The organism is Solilutibacter silvestris (assembly GCF_002895945.1).
Classification (GTDB): Bacteria; Pseudomonadota; Gammaproteobacteria; order Xanthomonadales; family Xanthomonadaceae; genus Solilutibacter; species Solilutibacter silvestris.
The window spans coordinates 872,191-890,453 of record NZ_NPZB01000001.1; the positions used below are offsets into that span (position 1 = coordinate 872,191).

Genomic DNA, 18,263 nt, shown 5'->3' on the forward strand with positions numbered 1-18,263 from the left:
TTGCTCGGGAAGATGCCTGCCATCCATCCGGATGATCACCAGGTACGAACCCATGGAAATGAAACGCCTGTTCAAGCCCCGCCGTCTCGCGATCGGTGTCGTGGCCGTTGGTGCGCTGACGGCAGCCGTTGCCGTTGCCTTGGCGGCACACAAGCCCGGTGACGGGCCGCCGCAGAAGGACATGGTCATCGATGCCGCCGCACGCAACGAAGCGGTCGAGCACGCGGCATCATTACTGCAAGCGCGCTATGTCTACGCCGACAAGGGAGCGACGATGGCCGCCGAATTGCGCAAGCGGCTGCAGGCTGGTCGTTACGACAGCATCACCAGTGCCGAGGCCTTCGCAAGCAAGCTCACTGACGAACTCTCGGAGTTGTCGCACGACAAGCACATGGAAGTGCGGTACTTCGAGGTGGCAGTTCCCGAAACCGGGAATGGCGAGCCGTCCGCGGAGGAACGCCAACAGGAGTTGTTCGAAATGCGCTGGATGAATGGTGGAGTGGATTCCGCGCGTCGCCTGCCGGGCAACCTGGGTTACATCGAGATCCGTTCGTTCGCCCGTCCGCAGGTGGCGACTTCCCGCATCGCTGCGGCAATGGGGCTGCTCGTCGAAACCAAGGGACTGATCATTGATCTGCGTCGCTGCCACGGTGGTGATCCGGACACGGTGCTGCAGGCGGCCAGCTATCTCTACGATGTTCCGACCCATCTCAATGACATCTACGAGCGCTATACCAACACCACGGAGAAACGCTGGACCGGCGATGTGACCGGGCCACGCTACGGCGCTCAGCGCAAGCTTTACCTCCTCACCGGTTCTGAAACCATCTCCGGCTGCGAGGATTTCGCCTATGCATTGCAGGCGAACCATCGTGCGGTGATTGTCGGCGAGACCACGGCGGGTGCGGCGAATGGCGGCAGCCCGCAGCGCCTGGGCGCGCATTTCATGATGTTCGTGCCGACCTTCCGCCCGACCAATGCAGTCACCGGCAAGGACTGGGAAGGCGTCGGTGTCGTGCCGAACCAAGCCGTTTCCGCCAAGAAGGCACTGGAGGTCGCGCAGAAGGATCTGTTGCAGGCGCTGATCCCGATCGAGGCCAATCCGATGGCCAAGGAGAAACTGCAGGGCGCGCTGGAAGATCTTTGATCAGGCGTTCCGGGACATGAAAACCCCGGAGAAACGTGGGGTTTTTGTTTCCCAGTCCGGAGGGCCATGCCTTAAGTCATGGTCAACCCGACGCATTCATGCGCGTTGATTTAGGATCGTTCCAATTCCGTGCGGAATCCTGTGCATGTCAGACCCCCAGCGTTCTTCGGTTCCGCCCGCCGCGAATGGCCCACGCCTTCCGCAAAAGTCCGCGCATTCGCGCCGCAATGCCGTTCTGGTCGTGGTGGTGCTGGCGCTGGTCGGGCTGGCAGCGTGGTGGTTCTTCGGCCGCAACAGCGGTAGTGCGCAAGGCCAGGGACAACAACGTTCAGCCGGCGGTCGGGGTGGGCAACGCGGTGCCGGTGCCAGTGCAGCCGGCGGTGGCAGCAGCAGCGGACGCGGGCGTCCATCGGCCACGGTCGGGACTGCCACGGCCGAGAAGGCGAATGTGCCATTGACCATCACCGCGATCGGCACGGTGCAGCCGACGGTGACGGCGACGGTGCGCAGCCAGGTCAGTGGCGTGCTCAAGGCGATCTACTTCAAGGAAGGCCAGCTGGTCAGCAAGGGCCAGGCACTGGCACAGGTCGATCCCGGTCCGGCGACGCAATCGGTTGCGCAGGCCCAGGGCACGATCGCGCGCGATGCCGCGCAGTTGGCTGTTGCCCGCCAGGATCTGAAGCGCTACCAGACTTTGCTGGCGCAGGACTCGATCGCGAAGCAACAGGTCGATACGCAGGCGGCGTTGGTGAAGCAACTGGAAGGCACGGTGGCGGCCGACAAGGCAGCCGCGGGCTCGGCGCAGATCACCCTCGGTTACACCACGTTGCGCGCGCCGGTGAGTGGACGCATCGGTTTGCGCCAAGCCGATATCGGCAATTACGTATCGCCGGGCGACGCCAACGGCGTCGCCATCATCACCACCGAATCGCCGATGGATGTCGAATTCGCGTTGCCGCAGTCGCAGATCGCGCAAGTGCGCGAGGCCAGTCGCAGCAGCACGCTGCCGGCGGTCGCGCTCGACCAGACGGGCAAGAAGACGCTGGCGCAGGGCAGCTTCCTCACGCTCAACAACGTGATCGACACCGCCACCGGCACGCTCAAGGCCAAGGCGCGGTTCGACAACCAGGACGGTGTGCTGTTCCCGAGCGAGTTCGTCAATGTCCAGTTGCAGGTCGGCACCGCAGATCAGGCGATCGTGGTACCGGTCAGTTCGGTGCGTTACGGCCCGAATGGCAGCTTCGTGTTCACCCTGCAAGCGGACCAGACGGCGAAACTGGTGAACGTGACCACCGGTGCGACGGTCGGCGACAAGATCGTCATCGCCAAGGGATTGAACGGCGGCGAAACGGTGATCACCGAAGGCGCCGATCGCATCGATGACGGATCGAAAGTGACGCTGGCCGATACCCATGCCAATGCGCAAGCCGGCGCTGCGACACCAGGCACGCATGGCAGCGGCCAGCATCGCCGCGGTGGCGGTGCGCAAGGGACTCCGCAGGGCCAGGCGACACCATCGCCGTGAGCGAGTTCGACACACCGCCACCCGGCGACGACGCGTCGCAGGCGCACGCGACCAATCCATCGCGACCGTTCATCGAGCGGCCGGTGGCGACGTCGTTGTTCATGCTGGCGATTTTCCTCGCCGGCATCATCGCCTTGCGCATGTTGCCGCTGTCGGCGTTGCCGGAAGTCGATTACCCCACCATCCAGGTCAGCACGCTGTATCCCGGCGCCAGTCCCGACGTGATGGCGATGACGGTGACCGCGCCGCTGGAACGCCAGTTCGGGCAGATGACCGGTTTGACGCGGATGTCGTCGGTGTCGTCGGGCGGCGCCAGCATCATCACCCTGCAGTTCAATCTCAACCTGCCGCTGGATGTCGCCGAGCAGGAAGTGCAGGCGTCGATGAACGCTGCGGCGACGATGTTGCCGAGCGATCTTCCGGCGCCGCCGGTGTACGCGAAAGTGAATCCCGCCGACGCCCCGATCATGACGATCGCGGTGACGTCGAAGACGCGCACTTTGTCCGACGTGCAGAATCTCGTCTCGCAACGCGTCGCCAACAAGCTGGCGCAGGTCTCGGGCGTCGGCCTGGTGTCGATGTCGGCTGGCCAGCGACCGGCGGTGCGCATCCAGGCCAACGTGCCGGCGTTGGCCGCGCAGGGCATGACGCTGGAGAGCATCCGCACCGCGATTTCCTCGGCGAATGCCAATGGCGCCAAGGGCAGCTTCGATGGTCCGACGCGCAGCTGGTCGATCGATGCCAATGACCAGCTGTCATCGGTCGACGAATACAAGGCACTGATCGTCGGTTACAACGGTGGCGCCGCGGTGCGCTTGTCGGACGTGGCGACCGTGGTCGATGCCTCGGAGAACAGTCGCATCGGCGCCTGGATGAATCGCCAGCCCGGCATCATCGTCGACATCCAGCGCCAGCCCGGCGCCAACGTGATCGCCACCGTCGATGCGATCCAGAAGGCGTTGCCCGATCTCGAACAGACCTTGCCCGAAGATGTCCACGTCACTGTGCTGGCCGATCGCACCACCGGCATTCGCGCGTCGGTCTCCGACGTCGAATTCGAACTGGTGCTCGCCGTCGTGCTGGTGGTGATCGCGATCTTCCTGTTCCTCGGTTCGCCACAGGCGACATTGATCGCGGCGATTTCGGTGCCGTTGTCGCTGGTCGGCAGTTTCGCCGCCATGTACATGCTCGGCTTCAGCCTCAACAACCTCACCTTGATGGCACTGACCATTGCCAGCGGTTTCGTCGTCGACGATGCCATCGTGGTGATCGAGAACATCTCGCGCCACGTCGAGCATGGCGAATCGCCGATGGCCGCTGCCCTCAAGGGTTCGCGCGAGATTGGCTTCACCATCATCTCGCTGACCATCAGCCTGGTCGCGGTGCTGATCCCGCTGCTGTTCATGGGCGATGTGGTCGGCCGCCTGTTCCGCGAATTCGCGATTTCATTGGCGGTGACCATCCTGATTTCCGCGGTGGTGTCGTTGACGCTGGTGCCGATGCTGGCCGCTCGCTGGTTGAAGCCCGGCAACCACGAGGAACAGGCGCCGAAGTTCGTTCGCGCGTCCTTGCGCCTGATCGATCGCGTCGGCGCCTGGTATGCGCGCACGCTGGATGGCGTGATCGCGCGCAGTCGCGTGATGCTGATGTTGTTCGGCGCAACACTGGTGCTCACCGGCCTGCTGTTCTGGTTGATTCCCAAGGGCCTGTTCCCCGAGCAGGACACCAACCAGTTGCAGGCGACGGTGGTGGCCGGCCAGGGCGTGTCGTTCGCGCGCATGGCGGAATTGCAGCAACAGGTCGCCAACCTGGTGTTGAAGGATGGCGACGTCGAATCGCTGAGTTCCAACATCGGCGTCGATGGCCAGAACATCACCCTTAACCAGGGACGGATGCTGATCAACCTGAAGCCGAAGAGCACGCGCAGCGACCATCAGGACGAAATGATGGCGCGCTTGCTGGATGAAGTGCACCGGCAGATTCCCGGCGTGATGCTGTACCTGCGGCCAGTGCAGGATCTCACCATCGATGCCGAGAACGGCCCGACGCAATATCGCTTCGCGCTGCAGGGTGCGACGCAGGCGGAAGTGAACAAGGCGAGTCTCGATCTTGCACAGGCGTTGCAATCGGTGCCGGAATTGCGCAACCCGGTCAGCGACGTACAGACGGATGGCAATGCGGTTACGGTCAGTGTCGATCGCGATGCCGCGGCGCGCGTCGGCGTGACGGCGGCGGCGGTCGATGCCGCCCTCTATGACGCCTTCGGGCAACGCATCATCTCGACCATCTTCACGCCGTCGACGCAGTACCGGGTGATCCTCGAGGCGATGCCGGGCATGCTGGTCGGGCCCGAGGCATTGCAGAAGGTCTACGTGGCCGGCAGCGGTGGCACCAGCGTCCCGTTGTCGTCGATCGCGACGATCGCCACCGGCAATGCGTCGCTGGCGGTGATGCGCGCGCAGCAGTTCCCGGCTTCGATCATCGGTTTCGATCTCGCGCCGGGCACGTCGTTGGGCAACGCGGTCGATGCGATCACCGCGACCGAAGCGAAGATCGGCATGCCCGCTGGCATCAGCACGCAGTTCCTCGGCGCGTCGAATGCGTTCCGCGCATCGCTGGCCAACGAAGGCTGGCTGATCCTCGCCGCTATCGTCTGCGTCTACATCGTGCTCGGCGTGCTCTACGAGAGCTACATCCATCCGATCACGATTCTCTCGACATTGCCATCGGCCGGCCTCGGCGCCTTGCTGGCGTTGTTGCTCACCGGCAATGACCTCGGCGTGATCGGAATCATCGGTATCGTCTTGCTGATCGGCATCGTCAAGAAGAACGCGATCATGATGATCGACTTCGCCATTGCCGCGCAGCGCGACGAGGGCAAGTCGCCGCTCGATGCCATTCGCGAAGCCGCGGCGTTGCGCTTTCGCCCGATCATGATGACGACCTTCGCGGCCTTGTTCGCGGCGTTGCCGTTGATTTTCGGTGGCGGCATGGGATCGGAACTGCGGCGTCCTCTCGGTATCGCCGTCGCCGGCGGTTTGATCATGAGCCAGGCCTTGACGCTGTTCACCACGCCGGTGATCTATCTCGCCTTCGAAGCATTGGCGAAGCGTCGTCGTGATCGAATCGCGGCGCGGGCCGCGCGCGAGGCGGCGACATGAACCTGTCGGCGCCGTTCATCCGGCGTCCGATCGGCACCTTGCTGCTGACGATCGGCGTCGCGCTGTCCGGAGTCGCCGCGTACTTCGTATTGCCGGTGGCGCCGCTGCCGCAGATCGACTATCCGACCATCAGCGTCTCCGCCAACATGCCGGGCGCGAGTCCGACCACGATGGCGAGCAGCGTGGCCGCGCCGCTGGAACGGCGCCTGCAGACGATCGCCGGCGTCACCCAGATGACCTCGTCATCGGGCATCGGTTCGACGCGCATCACTTTGCAGTTCGACCTCAGCCGCAATGTCGATGGCGCGGCGCGCGACGTGCAGGCCGCGATCAACGCCGCGCGCACCGACCTGCCGGCCGCGTTGAAATCCAATCCGACCTACAACAAGGTCAATCCGGCCGATGCGCCGATCCTGATCCTGGCGCTGACCTCGGACACGCGCGCGCCCGATGCGATTTACGATTCGGTGTCGACGGTGGTGCAGCAGGCGCTGTCGCAGGTGCCGGGCGTGGGCCAGGTGGAGCTCGGTGGTGGCGCGCTGCCCGGCGTGCGCATCGACCTCGATCCGAAGAAGCTCGCCGACGCCGGCATCAATCTCGACGCGGTGCGCAACGCGGTGACCGCGACCAATGCCAATCGACCGAAAGGCGCGATCGAGGACACCGGCAACGCGTACCAGCTTTACACCAGCGCGCCAAGTCGTTCCGCGGCGGAGTTCGCCAAGGTCGTGGTGGTGTCGCGCAACGGCACCAACGTCCATCTCGGCGACGTCGCCCACATCTACGACGGACCGGAGAACCAGCGCACGCTCGGCCTGTTCAACGGCAAGCGCGCGGTGATGGTGATCCTCAGTCGCCAGCCCGGCGCCAACATCATCGCCACCGTCGATGCGATCAAGAAAGCGTTGCCCTCGTTGCGCACGCGCATTCCCGCCGACATCAAGATCGACGTCGCCTCCGATCGCACCACCACCATCCGCGCGTCGCTGCGCGACGTCGAGCTGACGCTGCTGATCGCCACCATTCTCGTCGTGCTGGTGGTGAGCGCGTTCCTGCAATCATGGCGGGCCACGGTGGTGCCGGCAGTCGCCGTGGTGGTGTCGATCCTCGGCACGCTCGGGGTGATGTACCTGCTCGACTTCTCGCTCGACAACCTGTCGTTGATGGCATTGACGATCGCCACCGGCTTCGTCGTCGACGATGCCATCGTGGTGCTGGAGAACATCAATCGCCACATCGAACAGGGCATGGGCCGGATGCAGGCGGCGTTGCAGGGTGCGCGCGAGGTCGGCTTCACGGTGATGGCGATTAGCATCAGCCTGGTCGCAGTGTTCATCCCCTTGCTGTTCATGGGCGGCCTGATCGGGCGCCTGTTCCGCGAGTTCGCGGTGACGATGACGGTCGCGGTGCTGATCTCGATGATGTTGTCGCTGACCACCACGCCGATGATCGCGGCGACCCTGCTGCGCGAGCGGCCAGCGAACGCGCCGGCGCGAACATCGCTGGGCGGGCGTCTCGCGGGACTGGCGGAACGCGCGGTCGCGGGGATGCGCGCGCGCTACGAGCGCAGCCTCGACTGGGCGCTGGGCAATCGCGGTGCGGTACTGCTGCTGTTGCTCGGCGCGGCGTTGCTCAATGTCTACCTGATGATGATCGTGCCCAAGGGCTTCTTCCCCGAACAGGACACCGGGTCGCTCCAGGGCGGCCTGCGCATGGACCAGTCGGTGTCCTTCGTGCAGAGCGGCGAGAAGTTGAAGCAGTTGGTCGAGATCCTGCGCAAGGACCCGGCGATCGAGAACGTGATCGCCTTCACCGGCGGTTCGCGCGCTGGCGGCGGCTTCCTCTTCGCGACCGAAAAACCGCGCGGCCAGCGTCCGCCGACCCAGGAAGTGATCCAGCGCCTGCGCCCGCAACTCGCGCGCATCACCGGTGCGACGTTGTTCCTCAACCCGGTGCAGGACATGCGCATCGGCGGGCGCAGCGCCAATTCCACCTATCAGTACACGTTGAAGGCCGATGATCCCGACGTGCTGGCCAAGGCCGCCGACACCTTGACCGCGGCACTCAAGCGCGATCCGGTGTTGACGGACGTCGATGTCGATCGCAACAACAGCGCGGTCGCGGCCTACCTCGACATCGACCATGCCGCCGCGTCACGGCTTGGCATCGGCAACAACACCATCGACTCGATCCTTTATGACGCTTTCGGGCAGCGCCAGGTGGCGACGCTCTACAGCGACGTCAACCAATATCACGTGGTGATGGGCGTGGCGCAGGATGCGCAGACGTCGCCGCAAGCGTTCAACCTGATTTGGCTGCCGACAAGTTCCGGCACCACCACTTCGACCACGTCCACGTCCACGTCTACGTCCACGACGGCGACGGCCTCGACAGCGAGCGCGGGCAACATCGGCATCGCCACGCCGGGCATGTCGCCACTGACAGCCATCGCGACCTGGCATGTGCAATCGGCCGCAGCCGAAGTGAACCACCAGGATGGCGCGCCGGCGGCGACGATCAGTTTCAACCTGCCGACCGGGGTAACGCTGGGGCAGGCCAGCAACGAAATCCGCAAGGTGCAGGCCAGCCTCAATCTGCCGCTGGGCGTGCGCGGGGAATTCGCCGGCTCCGCGCAGGTGTTCCAGCAGACCACCAACACCATTCCGATGCTGGTGCTTGCCGCCATCGTCACCATCTATCTCGTGCTCGGCATCCTCTACGAAAACCTGATCCATCCGTTGACGGTGTTGTCGACCTTGCCCGCCGCCGGCGTCGGTGCCGCAGCTGCACTGGTGTTGACGAAGACGCAGTTCGACTTGATCGGATTGATCGGCGTGATCCTGCTGATCGGCATTGTCAAGAAAAACGCGATCATGATGATCGACTTCGCGATCGAAGCCGAACGCCGCGGACTGGAGCCGTTGGCGGCGATCCGCGAAGCCGCGTTGCTGCGCTTCCGCCCGATCCTGATGACCACGCTCGCCGCCGGACTGGGCGCGTTGCCGCTGGCGATCGGTTTTGGCGATGGTTCGGAACTGCGACGCCCGCTTGGCATCACGATCATTGGTGGTTTGATCGCCAGCCAGTTCCTGACGCTGCTGACCACGCCCGTGGTGTATCTCGCGCTCAACCGTTTCCAACGCGCGCGCAAATCGCGCAAGCCCGATGCGTCTTCGTCCTCCACGCCAACCGAACCGGTGCCGGCATGATGTCCTTCCGTTCCCTACGTCCCGCATTCGCGACCGCATTGCTGTGCGCCGCCACCGGCTGCAGCCTGGTGCCTGCCTACCAGCGTCCCGCCGTGCATATCCCCGCCGAATTCAAGGAAGCGCCCGCTGGTTGGCATGCCGTCGCGCCTGCCGACGGGCAGCCGCGCGGCGAGTGGTGGCGAGCGTTCAATGATCCGCTGCTGGATGGATTGGAAGCTGATGCCACCGCGCACAACCAGACGGTGGCGGCGGCCGTCGCCGCCTACGATGGCGAACGCGCGTTGTTGCGCGAATCGCGTGCCAACCTGTGGCCGGACATTTCCGCCAGCGTCGGCGTGAGTCGCAGCGGTGGCAGCGGCAATGCCGGCACGACGACCAGTGCGGGGAAACGCGCCAATGCCAGCATCAGCGCAGCGTGGACGCCAGACCTGTTCGGCGGTTTGCGCGCGGCGGTGGCGCAGAACAATGCGTCGATGCTGGCCTCGCGCGCCAGTCTCGGCAATGCGCTACTGACCATCCATGCCCAGCTCGCCAGTGATTACCTGCAATTGCGCGGCACCGATGCGCAGCTCATGGCCTACCAGCGCACGATCACCGGTTACCAGCGCACGCTGACCATCACCCGGAACCGCTACAAGGTCGGTGTCGCCGCGCACATGGACGTGTTGCAGGCGGAAACCACGCTGCGCAATGCACAATCGCAGGTCACCGACATGCAACGCCAGCGGGCAACGCTGGAACATGCCATCGCGGTGTTGAGCGGACGTGCGCCTGCGGATCTCACCCTCGTCGCGCAGCAATGGAACAATCGCGTGCCCGCAGTGCCGTCCGCGTTGCCATCCGATCTGCTGCAACGGCGCCCCGATGTCGCCGCGGCGGAACGTTCGGTGATGGCCGCCAACGCGGCGATCGGCGTGCAGCGTGCGGCGTTGTTCCCGTCGCTCAGCGTGTCGGCGAGCTCCGGGCGCAGCGGACAGGTCCTTGGCGATCTCGCCAGCGGCGGCAGCGCGTTGTGGTCGTTGGGCCTGACCGGCGCGATGACGCTGCTCGATTGGGGCGCGCGTTCGGCGCGGGTCGACCAGGCGCGGGCATCCTACGAACAGGGCGCCGCCAATTATCGACAGACGGTGTTGTCGGCATTGCAGCAGACCGAGGACGCGCTGGTCGATCTGCGCAGCTATGCCGATGAGGCGGACAACCTCAAGGCATCGTCGCAGGCCGCCGACAAGGTCGAACAGATGACCTTGAACCAGTATCTCGCCGGCACGGCCGATTACACCGCCGTCGTCACCGCGCAGAACACCGCGCTGGCGGCGCGACGCTCGGCGATCGCTGCGGTGGTACAGCAACAACAGGCTGCAGTGGCGCTGACGCAGGCGATCGGCGGCGGCTGGGACGACAGCGTTCCGACACGCTAAGCTCGCCGTTTCCATGCGAAGCGGGCAACGCGAATGGCGGATGCGATCGATGCGCTGATTCTTGGCGGCGGCCACAACGGCCTGGTGTGCGCGGCCTATCTCGCTGGCGCCGGCCTGAAGGTGCGCGTGCTGGAACGCCGCCACATCGTCGGTGGTGCCGCGGTGACCGAGGAGTTCCATCCCGGCTTCCGCAACTCCGTCGCCAGCTATACCGTCAGCCTGCTCAACCCCAAGGTGATTGCCGACCTGCGCCTGCGCGAACATGGCCTGCGCATCGTCGAACGTGCGTATTCCAACTTCCTGCCGCTGCCGGACGGTCGCGCCTTCCGTCTCGGCGACGGTTCGAGCGCGGACGAAATCGCCAAATGGTCAACGCGTGATGCCGAACGCTGGCCCGGTTATCTCGCGATGATCGATCGCGTGGTCGCGGTGTTGAAGCAGCTGATCCATTTGACGCCGCCCAACATCAGCGATCGCATCGCCTTCGCCGACTGGCTGCGGTCGTACACGGTGGCGAAACAGCTCGCTCCGCTCGACCTGCGCGGTCGCCGTGACCTGCTCGATCTCTTCACAAAATCCGCCGGCGAAGTGCTCGATCACTGGTTCGAATCCGATCCGATCAAGGCCGTGCTCGGCTGGGATTCGGTGGTCGGCAATTTCGCCAGTCCGTACACGCCGGGGAGTGCCTATGTGCTGCTGCACCATCTGTTCGGTGAAGTGAACGGCAAGCCCGGCGCCTGGGGCCACGCCATCGGCGGCATGGGTGCAATCACCCAGGCGATGCGCAAGGAATGCGAAGCGCGCGGCGTCGAGATCATCACCGACAGCGCGGTCGAACATGTGCTGGTGGAGAACGGTCGCGCGGTTGGTGCGGTCACGGCAGATGGGCGCGAACATCGCGCGCGCATCGTCGCGTCGAATCTCAATCCGAAACTGCTCTATCGCGACATCGTGCCGCAGCAACACCTCGACGACGACCTGCGCAGTCGCGTGCAGACGTATCGCTGCGGTTCCGGCACCTTCCGCATGAACGTCGCGTTGTCGGAGCTGCCGGATTTCACCGCTGCGCCGGGCACCAACCTGCAACCGCACCACCAGAGCGGCATCCTGATCGGGCCATCGCTGCAGTATTTCGAACAAGCCTATTTCGATGCGAAATCGAAGGAATACAACGCTGGCTGGGCGCGTGCACCGATCGTCGAAGTGGTGATCTCATCCACACTCGATGACACCCTCGCGCCACAGGGACAGCACGTAGCCAGCCTGTTTTGCCAGCAGGTCAACCCGGAAGTCGATGGCGGTTGGGATGCACATCGCGACACCGTGGCGAAGCTGATGATCGCTACCGTCAACGCCTACGCGCCGAATTTCCGCAGCAGCGTGCTCGGTTACGAAGCACTGCCGCCGCTCGACCTCGAACGCCGTTTCGGCCTGATCGGTGGCGACATCTTCCACGGCGCCCTCGGCCCCGACCAGATGTTCACCACGCGACCGTTCCTTGGCCAGGCCAACTATCGCGGCGCGCTGAAGGGCCTCTACCTGTGCGGATCGGGCAGCCATCCCGGCGGCGGCGTCACCGGCTTGCCGGGTCGCAACGCCGCGCGCGAAATCCTTCGCGACCTTGGCAAGCGTCCGCGACCAACTTGACCATGGTGGATTCGATGATGCTCAAGATCGCATCGGCGCTGCTGCTCGCCTGCGCCTGTTTTCCTGCCACGGCCGGGCAGGCGTTGGCGCCCGTTGAGGCGCGCGTACCGTTCGCGCCGGCGCCTTTCGTCGGCAGCGATGGTTTCAGGCACCTGGCGTACGAATTGCACGTCACCAACTTCTATGGCGATACCGGCCCATTGCGTCCCTTGTCGTTGCAGGTTGTTGCCGATGGAGCAAACAACCCGCTTCTTGTCCGGGATGCCAAGGCGTTGATGCAGATGGTTCGACCGGCGCCGCCCGAGGATGCGGTGGTGTCGATTCCCGCTGGCAAACGCGCGGTTTTTTTCATCTGGATCACGCTGCCTGCGCACGCCGCCTTGCCGCGGATCCTGCGGCATCGTGTTGAATTCGAGACCGACAAACATGTCGTGGTCACGCTCGATGGCGCGGCGATCCGGATCGACGAGCGAAAACCAATGGTGCTGGGGTCACCATTGCGCGGTGGTCGCTGGTTGGCGCATGAAGGCCCGGGCAACATGCAGTCGCATCACTGGAGCAGTCTGGTCGCGGTCAACGGCAATCTCACCATTCCACAGCGTTATGCGTTGGACCTGGTCGGCGTGGATGCGCAAGGGCATGTCATGAAGCCGGGCACGCAGGATGGCGCGGCATCGCTACATGCAAACTGGGTGGGTTATGGCGCAGAAGTGATCGCGGTTGCGGATGGAATCGTGCGCAGTGCCCGCGATGGCGAGGAGGAGCATCGCCCGCTGTCGCCGCAGCCCGAGCCGGCAGCGCTCACCGCCGATGGCCTGTTCGGCAACTACGTCGTTCTCGAAATCGGGACTGGCGTGTTCGCTAGTTATGCGCATCTGCAGCGTGGCAGCGTCAAGATGAAAACGGGTGACCACGTGCATCGCGGCGATCTGCTCGGGCGCGTGGGGCAGTCGGGCAATTCGGCGGCGCCCCATCTGCATTTCCAGTTGTCGAACGCGGCTACCTTCGAGGGTTCCGAGGGGATTCCGTATGCCTTCGATCATTTCGATGTCTTCGGCACGGAAACCGAAGCGCAACTCTTCGGCCAGGGTGATCCCTGGAAAGCGGCTCCGGTAGTCCATGACCGCGTGCAGCTGCCTTTGAACGATGTTGTCATCCGCTTCGGCGACGAATCTCGAGAAAGCATGCGTTAGCCCTCCAGAGCGGCATGGCGCGCGGGGATCGGGATGGGCCTGTCTGCGACAATGGCGGGATGCCGTCGATTCCCGCCAACGCCATTCGCCTGTCCGTCGCCCCGATGATGGATTGGACGGACTCGCATTGCCGCGCCTTCCACCGCGTGCTGGCGCCGGATGCGCGGCTCTACACCGAGATGGTCCACGCCAACGCGGTGATCCACGGCGATCGTTCGCACCTGCTGGCCATGGATCCGTCGGAACATCCGGTTGCGATCCAGCTCGGCGGCAGCGATCCGGCCTTGCTGGCGCAGGCCGCGCGGATTTGCGTCGAACATGGTTTCGATGAGGTCAACCTCAATTGCGGTTGCCCGTCCGATCGCGTGCAGGCGGGACGCTTCGGCGCCTGCCTGATGCGCGAACCGGCACTGGTCGCCAATTGCGTGCGGGCAATGGTCGATGCCGTCGATGGCGCAATCCCGGTCACGGTGAAGTGCCGGCTCGGCGTTGATGACGACGATGACTATGGCGCATTCCGTGATTTCGTCGATGGCATGGATGCCGCCGGCTCCGCCTTCATCGTCGTGCATGCGCGCAACGCGTGGCTGAAGGGACTGTCGCCGAAGGAAAACCGCGAAGTGCCGCCGCTGCGCTACGACTGGGGCTATCGGCTCAAGCGCGAGCGTCCCGGCATGACGGTGTTGTTGAACGGCGGCATCACCGAGGTCGATGCCGCGCTCGCGCATCTCGATCATGTCGATGGCGTGATGCTCGGGCGCGCCGCGTATCACGATCCCTATACCTTGCATCGCCTGCAGGTCGCGATGTTCGGCGGCGAATTGCGTGATCGCGAAGCATTGCTGCGTGCGTATTTCCCCTATGTCGAACGGCAGCTCGAACGGGGCGTGGCCCTCAAGCACATCACCCGCCACGTGCTTGGCCTGTTCCACGGCCAGCCCGGTGGACGCCTGTTCCGCCAGATATTGAGCGAGGGCGTGGTGCGCACGAATGCAGGCATCGGACTGCTGGAAGACGCGCTGGCGGTGACGAAGCGCTCGCTCGCGGCCTGATCGCCAAATCCTGTCGGGTTCAGCCGCAGCTTTCGGGCATGTGGTCGGCGCCCAGCGTGGCCAGTGCATCACGCAGGATCGCCATGTGTTCCTTGCCGATGCGTTCGCCCCACTCGCGCTCGATGTCGGCGAACAATTGCTTCACCATCGCCTGCGCAGCGACCCCACATTCGGTGAGTTCGATCAGGCGCGCGCGCTGGTCGTCGGGATCGGGCAGGGCGCGCACGAAGCCGCTTCGCTGCAGGTGGGCGATCTGCTGGCTCACCGCCTGCTTGGTCACGCCGCACTGGCTGACGATCGCGCTGGCGCGCAGCGGCCCGTTGCCGAGGTGGCGCAACACGTTGTGGGCATGCGCCAGCGACAACGCGCTCATGTTGGTGGCTTTGATGCGGGCGTCGAATTCGGCGCCGAACGCTTCCCTGGCGGCGCCCAGCAGGGCGGCCACGGGCAGGGACTTGGCTTTGGCGAGATGGGTGGGGGAGCTCATGGAATCGAATTCTAGACCGGATTTAAGTCAAGTGCTTGACTTTCTGGATTCGCTCATTATTATTGTCAACAGCTTGACAATCAAGCGATTGACCACCCACCGAGCGAGGAACTCTCATGAACGTCGTCACCCTGATCGGCAGCCTTCGCGCCGGTTCCCACAATCGCCAGCTGGCCGATGCCGCCGTGGCCCTGCTGCCGGCTGGCAGCCATGTCTCCAACGTCGATTTCTCCACCCTGCCGTTCTATTCCGAGGAATTGGACGTCGAGGGCCAGACCCCGGCCTCGGTGCAGAAACTGCGCCAGGAGATCGCCGCGGCCGATGCCGTGATCGTCGCCACTCCCGAATACAACGGTTCGCTGCCGGGTGGCCTGAAGAACGTCATCGACTGGGCTTCGCGCCCCTACGGTCGTGGCTCGCTGGTCGGCATGCCGGTGCTGGTGCTCGGCGCGTCGATGTCGCCGCATGCGGCGAAGTGGGCCCGCGGCGACACCGCACGTGCGCTGGGCGTCGCCGGAGCGAAGCCGATCGACGACACCATCGGGCTGGGATCCAGCCATGAAGTCTTCGGCACTGGCAAGGCGCTGCCGGATGAAATCGTCGAGGCATTGCGCGCGGGAGTGACGTCCTTGGTCGCCGCGGTCGCGGAAGGCAACCGCCAGGCCGCATGAGTCCGCGATCGGGCGGTTGCACCACCGCCCGATCGCGAAACTGAACAACTGCAATCGGCGTCGCAGAAACGTTCAGATTGCGTTAAATCATTAAGGGCGAATTCACCGCGCCCCACCCATGCTGGCACGACTCCTGAATGCGTCGGTGCGCTGCATCATGTCCCGTTCCCGCTGGTTCCCGTTGTTCGTGTCGCTGACGGCCTTGGCTGTCGGCAACGCGCCAGCGTGGGCGCAGCAGCGGGTTGGCCGTGGCGGTTGGCCGCCGCCACTGCAGCAATATGGCGGGCGCATGGGCCAGCCCCTGCCGCTGCCGCCCCAAGGATCACCTCCGGGCCATGATGAGCCGCACGGCGCGCCGTCGCCAGAGACCCCCCGCCCGCACCCGAGTGCGAGCGATTGCGGTCGCGCAATGGCCCTCTCGCCCGGCGACCAGGTACTCGCCGTGCAGCCGATGGACTCCAACGGGCGTGTACAGTGCCGGGTGAAGATCATGGGTGCCGATGGCATGGTGCGCGTGATGATGGTTTCCCCCGGATACTGATCGCGCGTTTACGCCGTCGCAACATCCAGAATGAGAAAGTGAATGCGTGCGGATGCCCGGCGTCCGTTTAAGGAGTGAACGATGCGAATTCTATTGGTCGAAGACGAAGCGCCATTGCGCGAAACACTGGCCGCGCGCCTGAAGCGCGAAGGCTTCGCCGTCGACGCCGCGCAGGATGGCGAAGAAGGCCTGTACATGGGCCGCGAAGTGCCGTTCGACGTCGCGATCATCGATCTCGGCCTGCCCAAGATGTCGGGCATGGAGCTGATCCGCGCGCTTCGCGATGACGGCAAGCAGTTCCCGATCCTGATCCTGACCGCGCGTTCCAGCTGGCAGGACAAGGTCGACGGCCTGAAGCAGGGCGCCGACGATTACCTGGTCAAGCCGTTCCATGTCGAGGAATTGCTGGCGCGCCTCAATGCACTGGTGCGCCGCGCCGCCGGCTGGAGCAAGCCGTCGCTGGAATGCGGCCCGGTGATGCTCGATCTCGCCGCGCAGACGGTGGCGGTGGGCGGCCAGAACATCGACCTCACCAGCTACGAATACAAGGTGCTGGAATACCTGATGATGCACGCCGGCGAATTGGTCTCGAAGGCCGATCTCACGGAGCACATCTACCAGCAGGATTTCGATCGCGATTCCAACGTGCTGGAAGTGTTCATCGGCCGCCTGCGCAAGAAACTCGATCACGATGGTTCGCTCAAGCCGATCGAAACCGTGCGTGGGCGCGGCTACCGTTTTGCCATTCCGCGCAACGCCGACAGCTGACGTTGGCGGCGAGGCGGGCGCCGGCGTGATCCGCGCATGAGTACGCAATTCTGGAGGCCGCGATCGCTGCTGCGCCGGCAATTGCTGGTCAGCACGCTGGGACTCGCGGCGTTCCTGGCGCTGGTCGGCATCGCCCTCGATCGTGCCTTCGAACAGACCGCGCAGGAAAACCTGCGCATGCGCTTGTCGAATTACGCGCTGGCCTACGCCGCACGCACCGATTTCGACATCAACAACGCGCTGTTACCGCCGGCAATCACGCCCGACCCACGCCTCGACCGCCCGGCCAGCGGCCTCTACGCGCAGATCGTCCAGCGCAACAACGTGCGCTGGCAATCGCAATCGACGGTCTACGGGCCGCCACTGCCATCGCCGCCGCTGCTCGAGCCGAACCAGGAAACCTTCAGCGGCCCGGTGACGATCCGTGATCCCGCCGGGTTCGGCAGCGCGATCTACATCTACGGGCATGGCTTCGCGTGGTCGGAAGGCGGCAGCAAGGCGCCGGTGCCGTTCACCATCTACGTGATGGAGGACATGCGTCCGTTCAAGGCGCAAATGAACACGTTCCGCCGGGCGTTGTGGGGCAATCTCGCGCTGGCCGGACTGCTGCTGGTGCTGCTGCAGATGGCGACGTTGTGGTGGAGCCTGTCGCCGCTGAAGCGCGTGATCACGGAACTGGATCGCGTCAAGGAAGGCATGGCGACCAAGATGAGCGGATACCACCCGCGCGAACTCACGCCGCTGACCGAAAGCATCAACGCGCTGATCGACAGCGAACGTCGCCACCTCGATCGCCAACGCGACGTGATGTCCGATCTCGCCCACAGCCTGAAGACGCCGCTGGCGGTATTGCGCTCGCAGCTCGACAGCCACGGCCCGGATGCGGAATTGCGCGGCGAGCTCGACACCCAACTGCGGCGCATGAACGATATCGTCGGCTACCAGTTGGGCCGCGCGCGTTCCACCGGGCACAAACTCTACGCCGCGCCGATCGCCATCGAATCGTACGCCGAGGAAATCGTTACCGGCCTGGAAAAGATCTACGCCAGCAAGGGCGTGTTGTGCGAATTCGAGATCGCGCCGGAAGCGCGCTTCCACGGCGAACTCGGCGATCTGCAGGAACTGCTCGGCAACCTGCTGGAGAACGCCTTCAAATGGGCGCGTTCGCGCGTGCTGCTGACGGTGGTGCCGCGCCAAGTGCCGGGGCAGCGTCGCGCCGGTTTGCGCATCTCGGTCGAGGATGATGGTCCCGGCGTGCCGAAATCGCAGGTGATGGAAGTGTTGCAACGTGGCGTGCGCGGCGACGAGCGCGTGCAGGGCCACGGCATCGGGCTATCGATCGTCCAGGACATCCTCGCCAATTACGGCGGTGAGCTTGAAGTCAGTGATTCCACGGAGATGGGCGGTGCGCGTTTCGAAGCGCTGCTGCCGCCGCCGAACTGAT

Annotated in this window: 13 protein-coding genes; 12 read left to right on the top strand and 1 reads right to left on the bottom strand. The window is 64.6% G+C overall.

Translation table 11 applies throughout. The features are described 5' to 3' along the window. The first annotated feature begins 52 nt into the window (after positions 1–52). From Lysil_RS03925 to dusA, 8 genes are all read left to right on the top strand, one after another. Positions 53–1,147: a S41 family peptidase gene (locus tag Lysil_RS03925; protein WP_165782374.1), complete on the top strand. Its 1,095-nt coding sequence runs from the start codon at positions 53–55 to the stop codon at positions 1,145–1,147. A gap of 145 nt (positions 1,148–1,292) precedes the next feature. Next, the gene (locus Lysil_RS03930) at positions 1,293–2,672 is read left to right on the top strand and encodes an efflux RND transporter periplasmic adaptor subunit (RefSeq protein ID WP_103074233.1); all 1,380 of its coding nucleotides are present in this window, start codon (positions 1,293–1,295) and stop codon (positions 2,670–2,672) included. Between the two features lie 71 nt (positions 2,673–2,743). Then, positions 2,744–5,833: an efflux RND transporter permease subunit gene (locus Lysil_RS03935; protein WP_425477146.1), complete on the top strand. Its 3,090-nt coding sequence runs from the start codon at positions 2,744–2,746 to the stop codon at positions 5,831–5,833. Continuing rightward, positions 5,830–9,042, top strand: a complete 3,213-nt coding sequence (locus Lysil_RS03940) for an efflux RND transporter permease subunit (protein ID WP_103074234.1) — start codon at positions 5,830–5,832, stop codon at positions 9,040–9,042. The genes Lysil_RS03935 and Lysil_RS03940 overlap by 4 nt, the downstream gene beginning before the upstream one ends. Beyond that, a complete protein-coding gene (locus Lysil_RS03945; RefSeq protein ID WP_205756853.1) occupies positions 9,042–10,460 on the top strand; it encodes an efflux transporter outer membrane subunit in 1,419 nt (472 codons plus the stop codon). Before Lysil_RS03940 ends, Lysil_RS03945 begins: the two co-directional genes overlap by 1 nt. Positions 10,461–10,493: 33 nt before the next feature. Then, positions 10,494–12,107 carry a phytoene desaturase family protein gene (locus Lysil_RS03950; protein ID WP_103074236.1) on the top strand — a complete coding sequence of 538 codons (1,614 nt, stop codon included), beginning with the start codon at positions 10,494–10,496 and terminating at the stop codon, positions 12,105–12,107. A 14-nt stretch (positions 12,108–12,121) separates the two neighbouring features. Beyond that, positions 12,122–13,300 carry a M23 family metallopeptidase gene (locus Lysil_RS03955; protein ID WP_165782375.1) on the top strand — a complete coding sequence of 393 codons (1,179 nt, stop codon included), beginning with the start codon at positions 12,122–12,124 and terminating at the stop codon, positions 13,298–13,300. Between the two features lie 59 nt (positions 13,301–13,359). Continuing rightward, positions 13,360–14,352, top strand: coding sequence for a tRNA dihydrouridine(20/20a) synthase DusA (dusA, locus tag Lysil_RS03960; protein WP_103074238.1), 993 nt, complete (start codon positions 13,360–13,362; stop codon positions 14,350–14,352). Between the two features lie 19 nt (positions 14,353–14,371). Here dusA and Lysil_RS03965 read toward each other — a convergent pair whose 3' ends face one another. Further along, positions 14,372–14,839 (bottom strand): MarR family winged helix-turn-helix transcriptional regulator, encoded by a 468-nt coding sequence (locus tag Lysil_RS03965; RefSeq protein ID WP_103074239.1) that lies wholly within the window; start codon positions 14,837–14,839, stop codon positions 14,372–14,374. Between the two features lie 116 nt (positions 14,840–14,955). Here Lysil_RS03965 and Lysil_RS03970 point away from each other — a divergent pair, with 116 nt between their 5' ends. The 4 genes from Lysil_RS03970 (at position 14,956) to Lysil_RS03985 (ending at position 18,262) form a co-directional block, all read left to right on the top strand. Continuing rightward, on the top strand, positions 14,956–15,510 hold the full coding sequence (locus Lysil_RS03970; RefSeq protein ID WP_103074240.1) for an NAD(P)H-dependent oxidoreductase: 555 nt from the start codon (positions 14,956–14,958) through the stop codon (positions 15,508–15,510). Positions 15,511–15,667: 157 nt separating this feature from the next. Then, positions 15,668–16,051 carry a hypothetical protein gene (locus Lysil_RS03975; RefSeq protein WP_129588350.1) on the top strand — a complete coding sequence of 128 codons (384 nt, stop codon included), beginning with the start codon at positions 15,668–15,670 and terminating at the stop codon, positions 16,049–16,051. Positions 16,052–16,132: 81 nt separating this feature from the next. Continuing rightward, positions 16,133–16,819 (top strand): response regulator transcription factor, encoded by a 687-nt coding sequence (locus Lysil_RS03980; RefSeq protein ID WP_103074242.1) that lies wholly within the window; start codon positions 16,133–16,135, stop codon positions 16,817–16,819. Between the two features lie 36 nt (positions 16,820–16,855). Beyond that, a complete protein-coding gene (locus Lysil_RS03985; protein WP_103074243.1) occupies positions 16,856–18,262 on the top strand; it encodes an ATP-binding protein in 1,407 nt (468 codons plus the stop codon). Position 18,263 lies beyond the last annotated feature (1 nt).

Bases quoted from the DNA above. Each gene is read 5' to 3' on its own strand.
- Lysil_RS03925 (WP_165782374.1), top strand. From the start codon at position 53: ATGGAAATGAAACGCCTGTTCAAGCCCCGCCGTCTCGCGATCGGTGTC.
- Lysil_RS03930 (WP_103074233.1), top strand. From the start codon at position 1,293: ATGTCAGACCCCCAGCGTTCTTCGGTTCCGCCCGCCGCGAATGGCCCA.
- Lysil_RS03940 (WP_103074234.1), top strand. From the start codon at position 5,830: ATGAACCTGTCGGCGCCGTTCATCCGGCGTCCGATCGGCACCTTGCTG.
- Lysil_RS03945 (WP_205756853.1), top strand. From the start codon at position 9,042: ATGTCCTTCCGTTCCCTACGTCCCGCATTCGCGACCGCATTGCTGTGC.
- Lysil_RS03950 (WP_103074236.1), top strand. From the start codon at position 10,494: ATGGCGGATGCGATCGATGCGCTGATTCTTGGCGGCGGCCACAACGGC.
- Lysil_RS03955 (WP_165782375.1), top strand. From the start codon at position 12,122: ATGATGCTCAAGATCGCATCGGCGCTGCTGCTCGCCTGCGCCTGTTTT.
- dusA (WP_103074238.1), top strand. From the start codon at position 13,360: ATGCCGTCGATTCCCGCCAACGCCATTCGCCTGTCCGTCGCCCCGATG.
- Lysil_RS03965 (WP_103074239.1), bottom strand. From the start codon at position 14,839: ATGAGCTCCCCCACCCATCTCGCCAAAGCCAAGTCCCTGCCCGTGGCC.
- Lysil_RS03970 (WP_103074240.1), top strand. From the start codon at position 14,956: ATGAACGTCGTCACCCTGATCGGCAGCCTTCGCGCCGGTTCCCACAAT.
- Lysil_RS03975 (WP_129588350.1), top strand. From the start codon at position 15,668: ATGTCCCGTTCCCGCTGGTTCCCGTTGTTCGTGTCGCTGACGGCCTTG.
- Lysil_RS03980 (WP_103074242.1), top strand. From the start codon at position 16,133: ATGCGAATTCTATTGGTCGAAGACGAAGCGCCATTGCGCGAAACACTG.
- Lysil_RS03985 (WP_103074243.1), top strand. From the start codon at position 16,856: ATGAGTACGCAATTCTGGAGGCCGCGATCGCTGCTGCGCCGGCAATTG.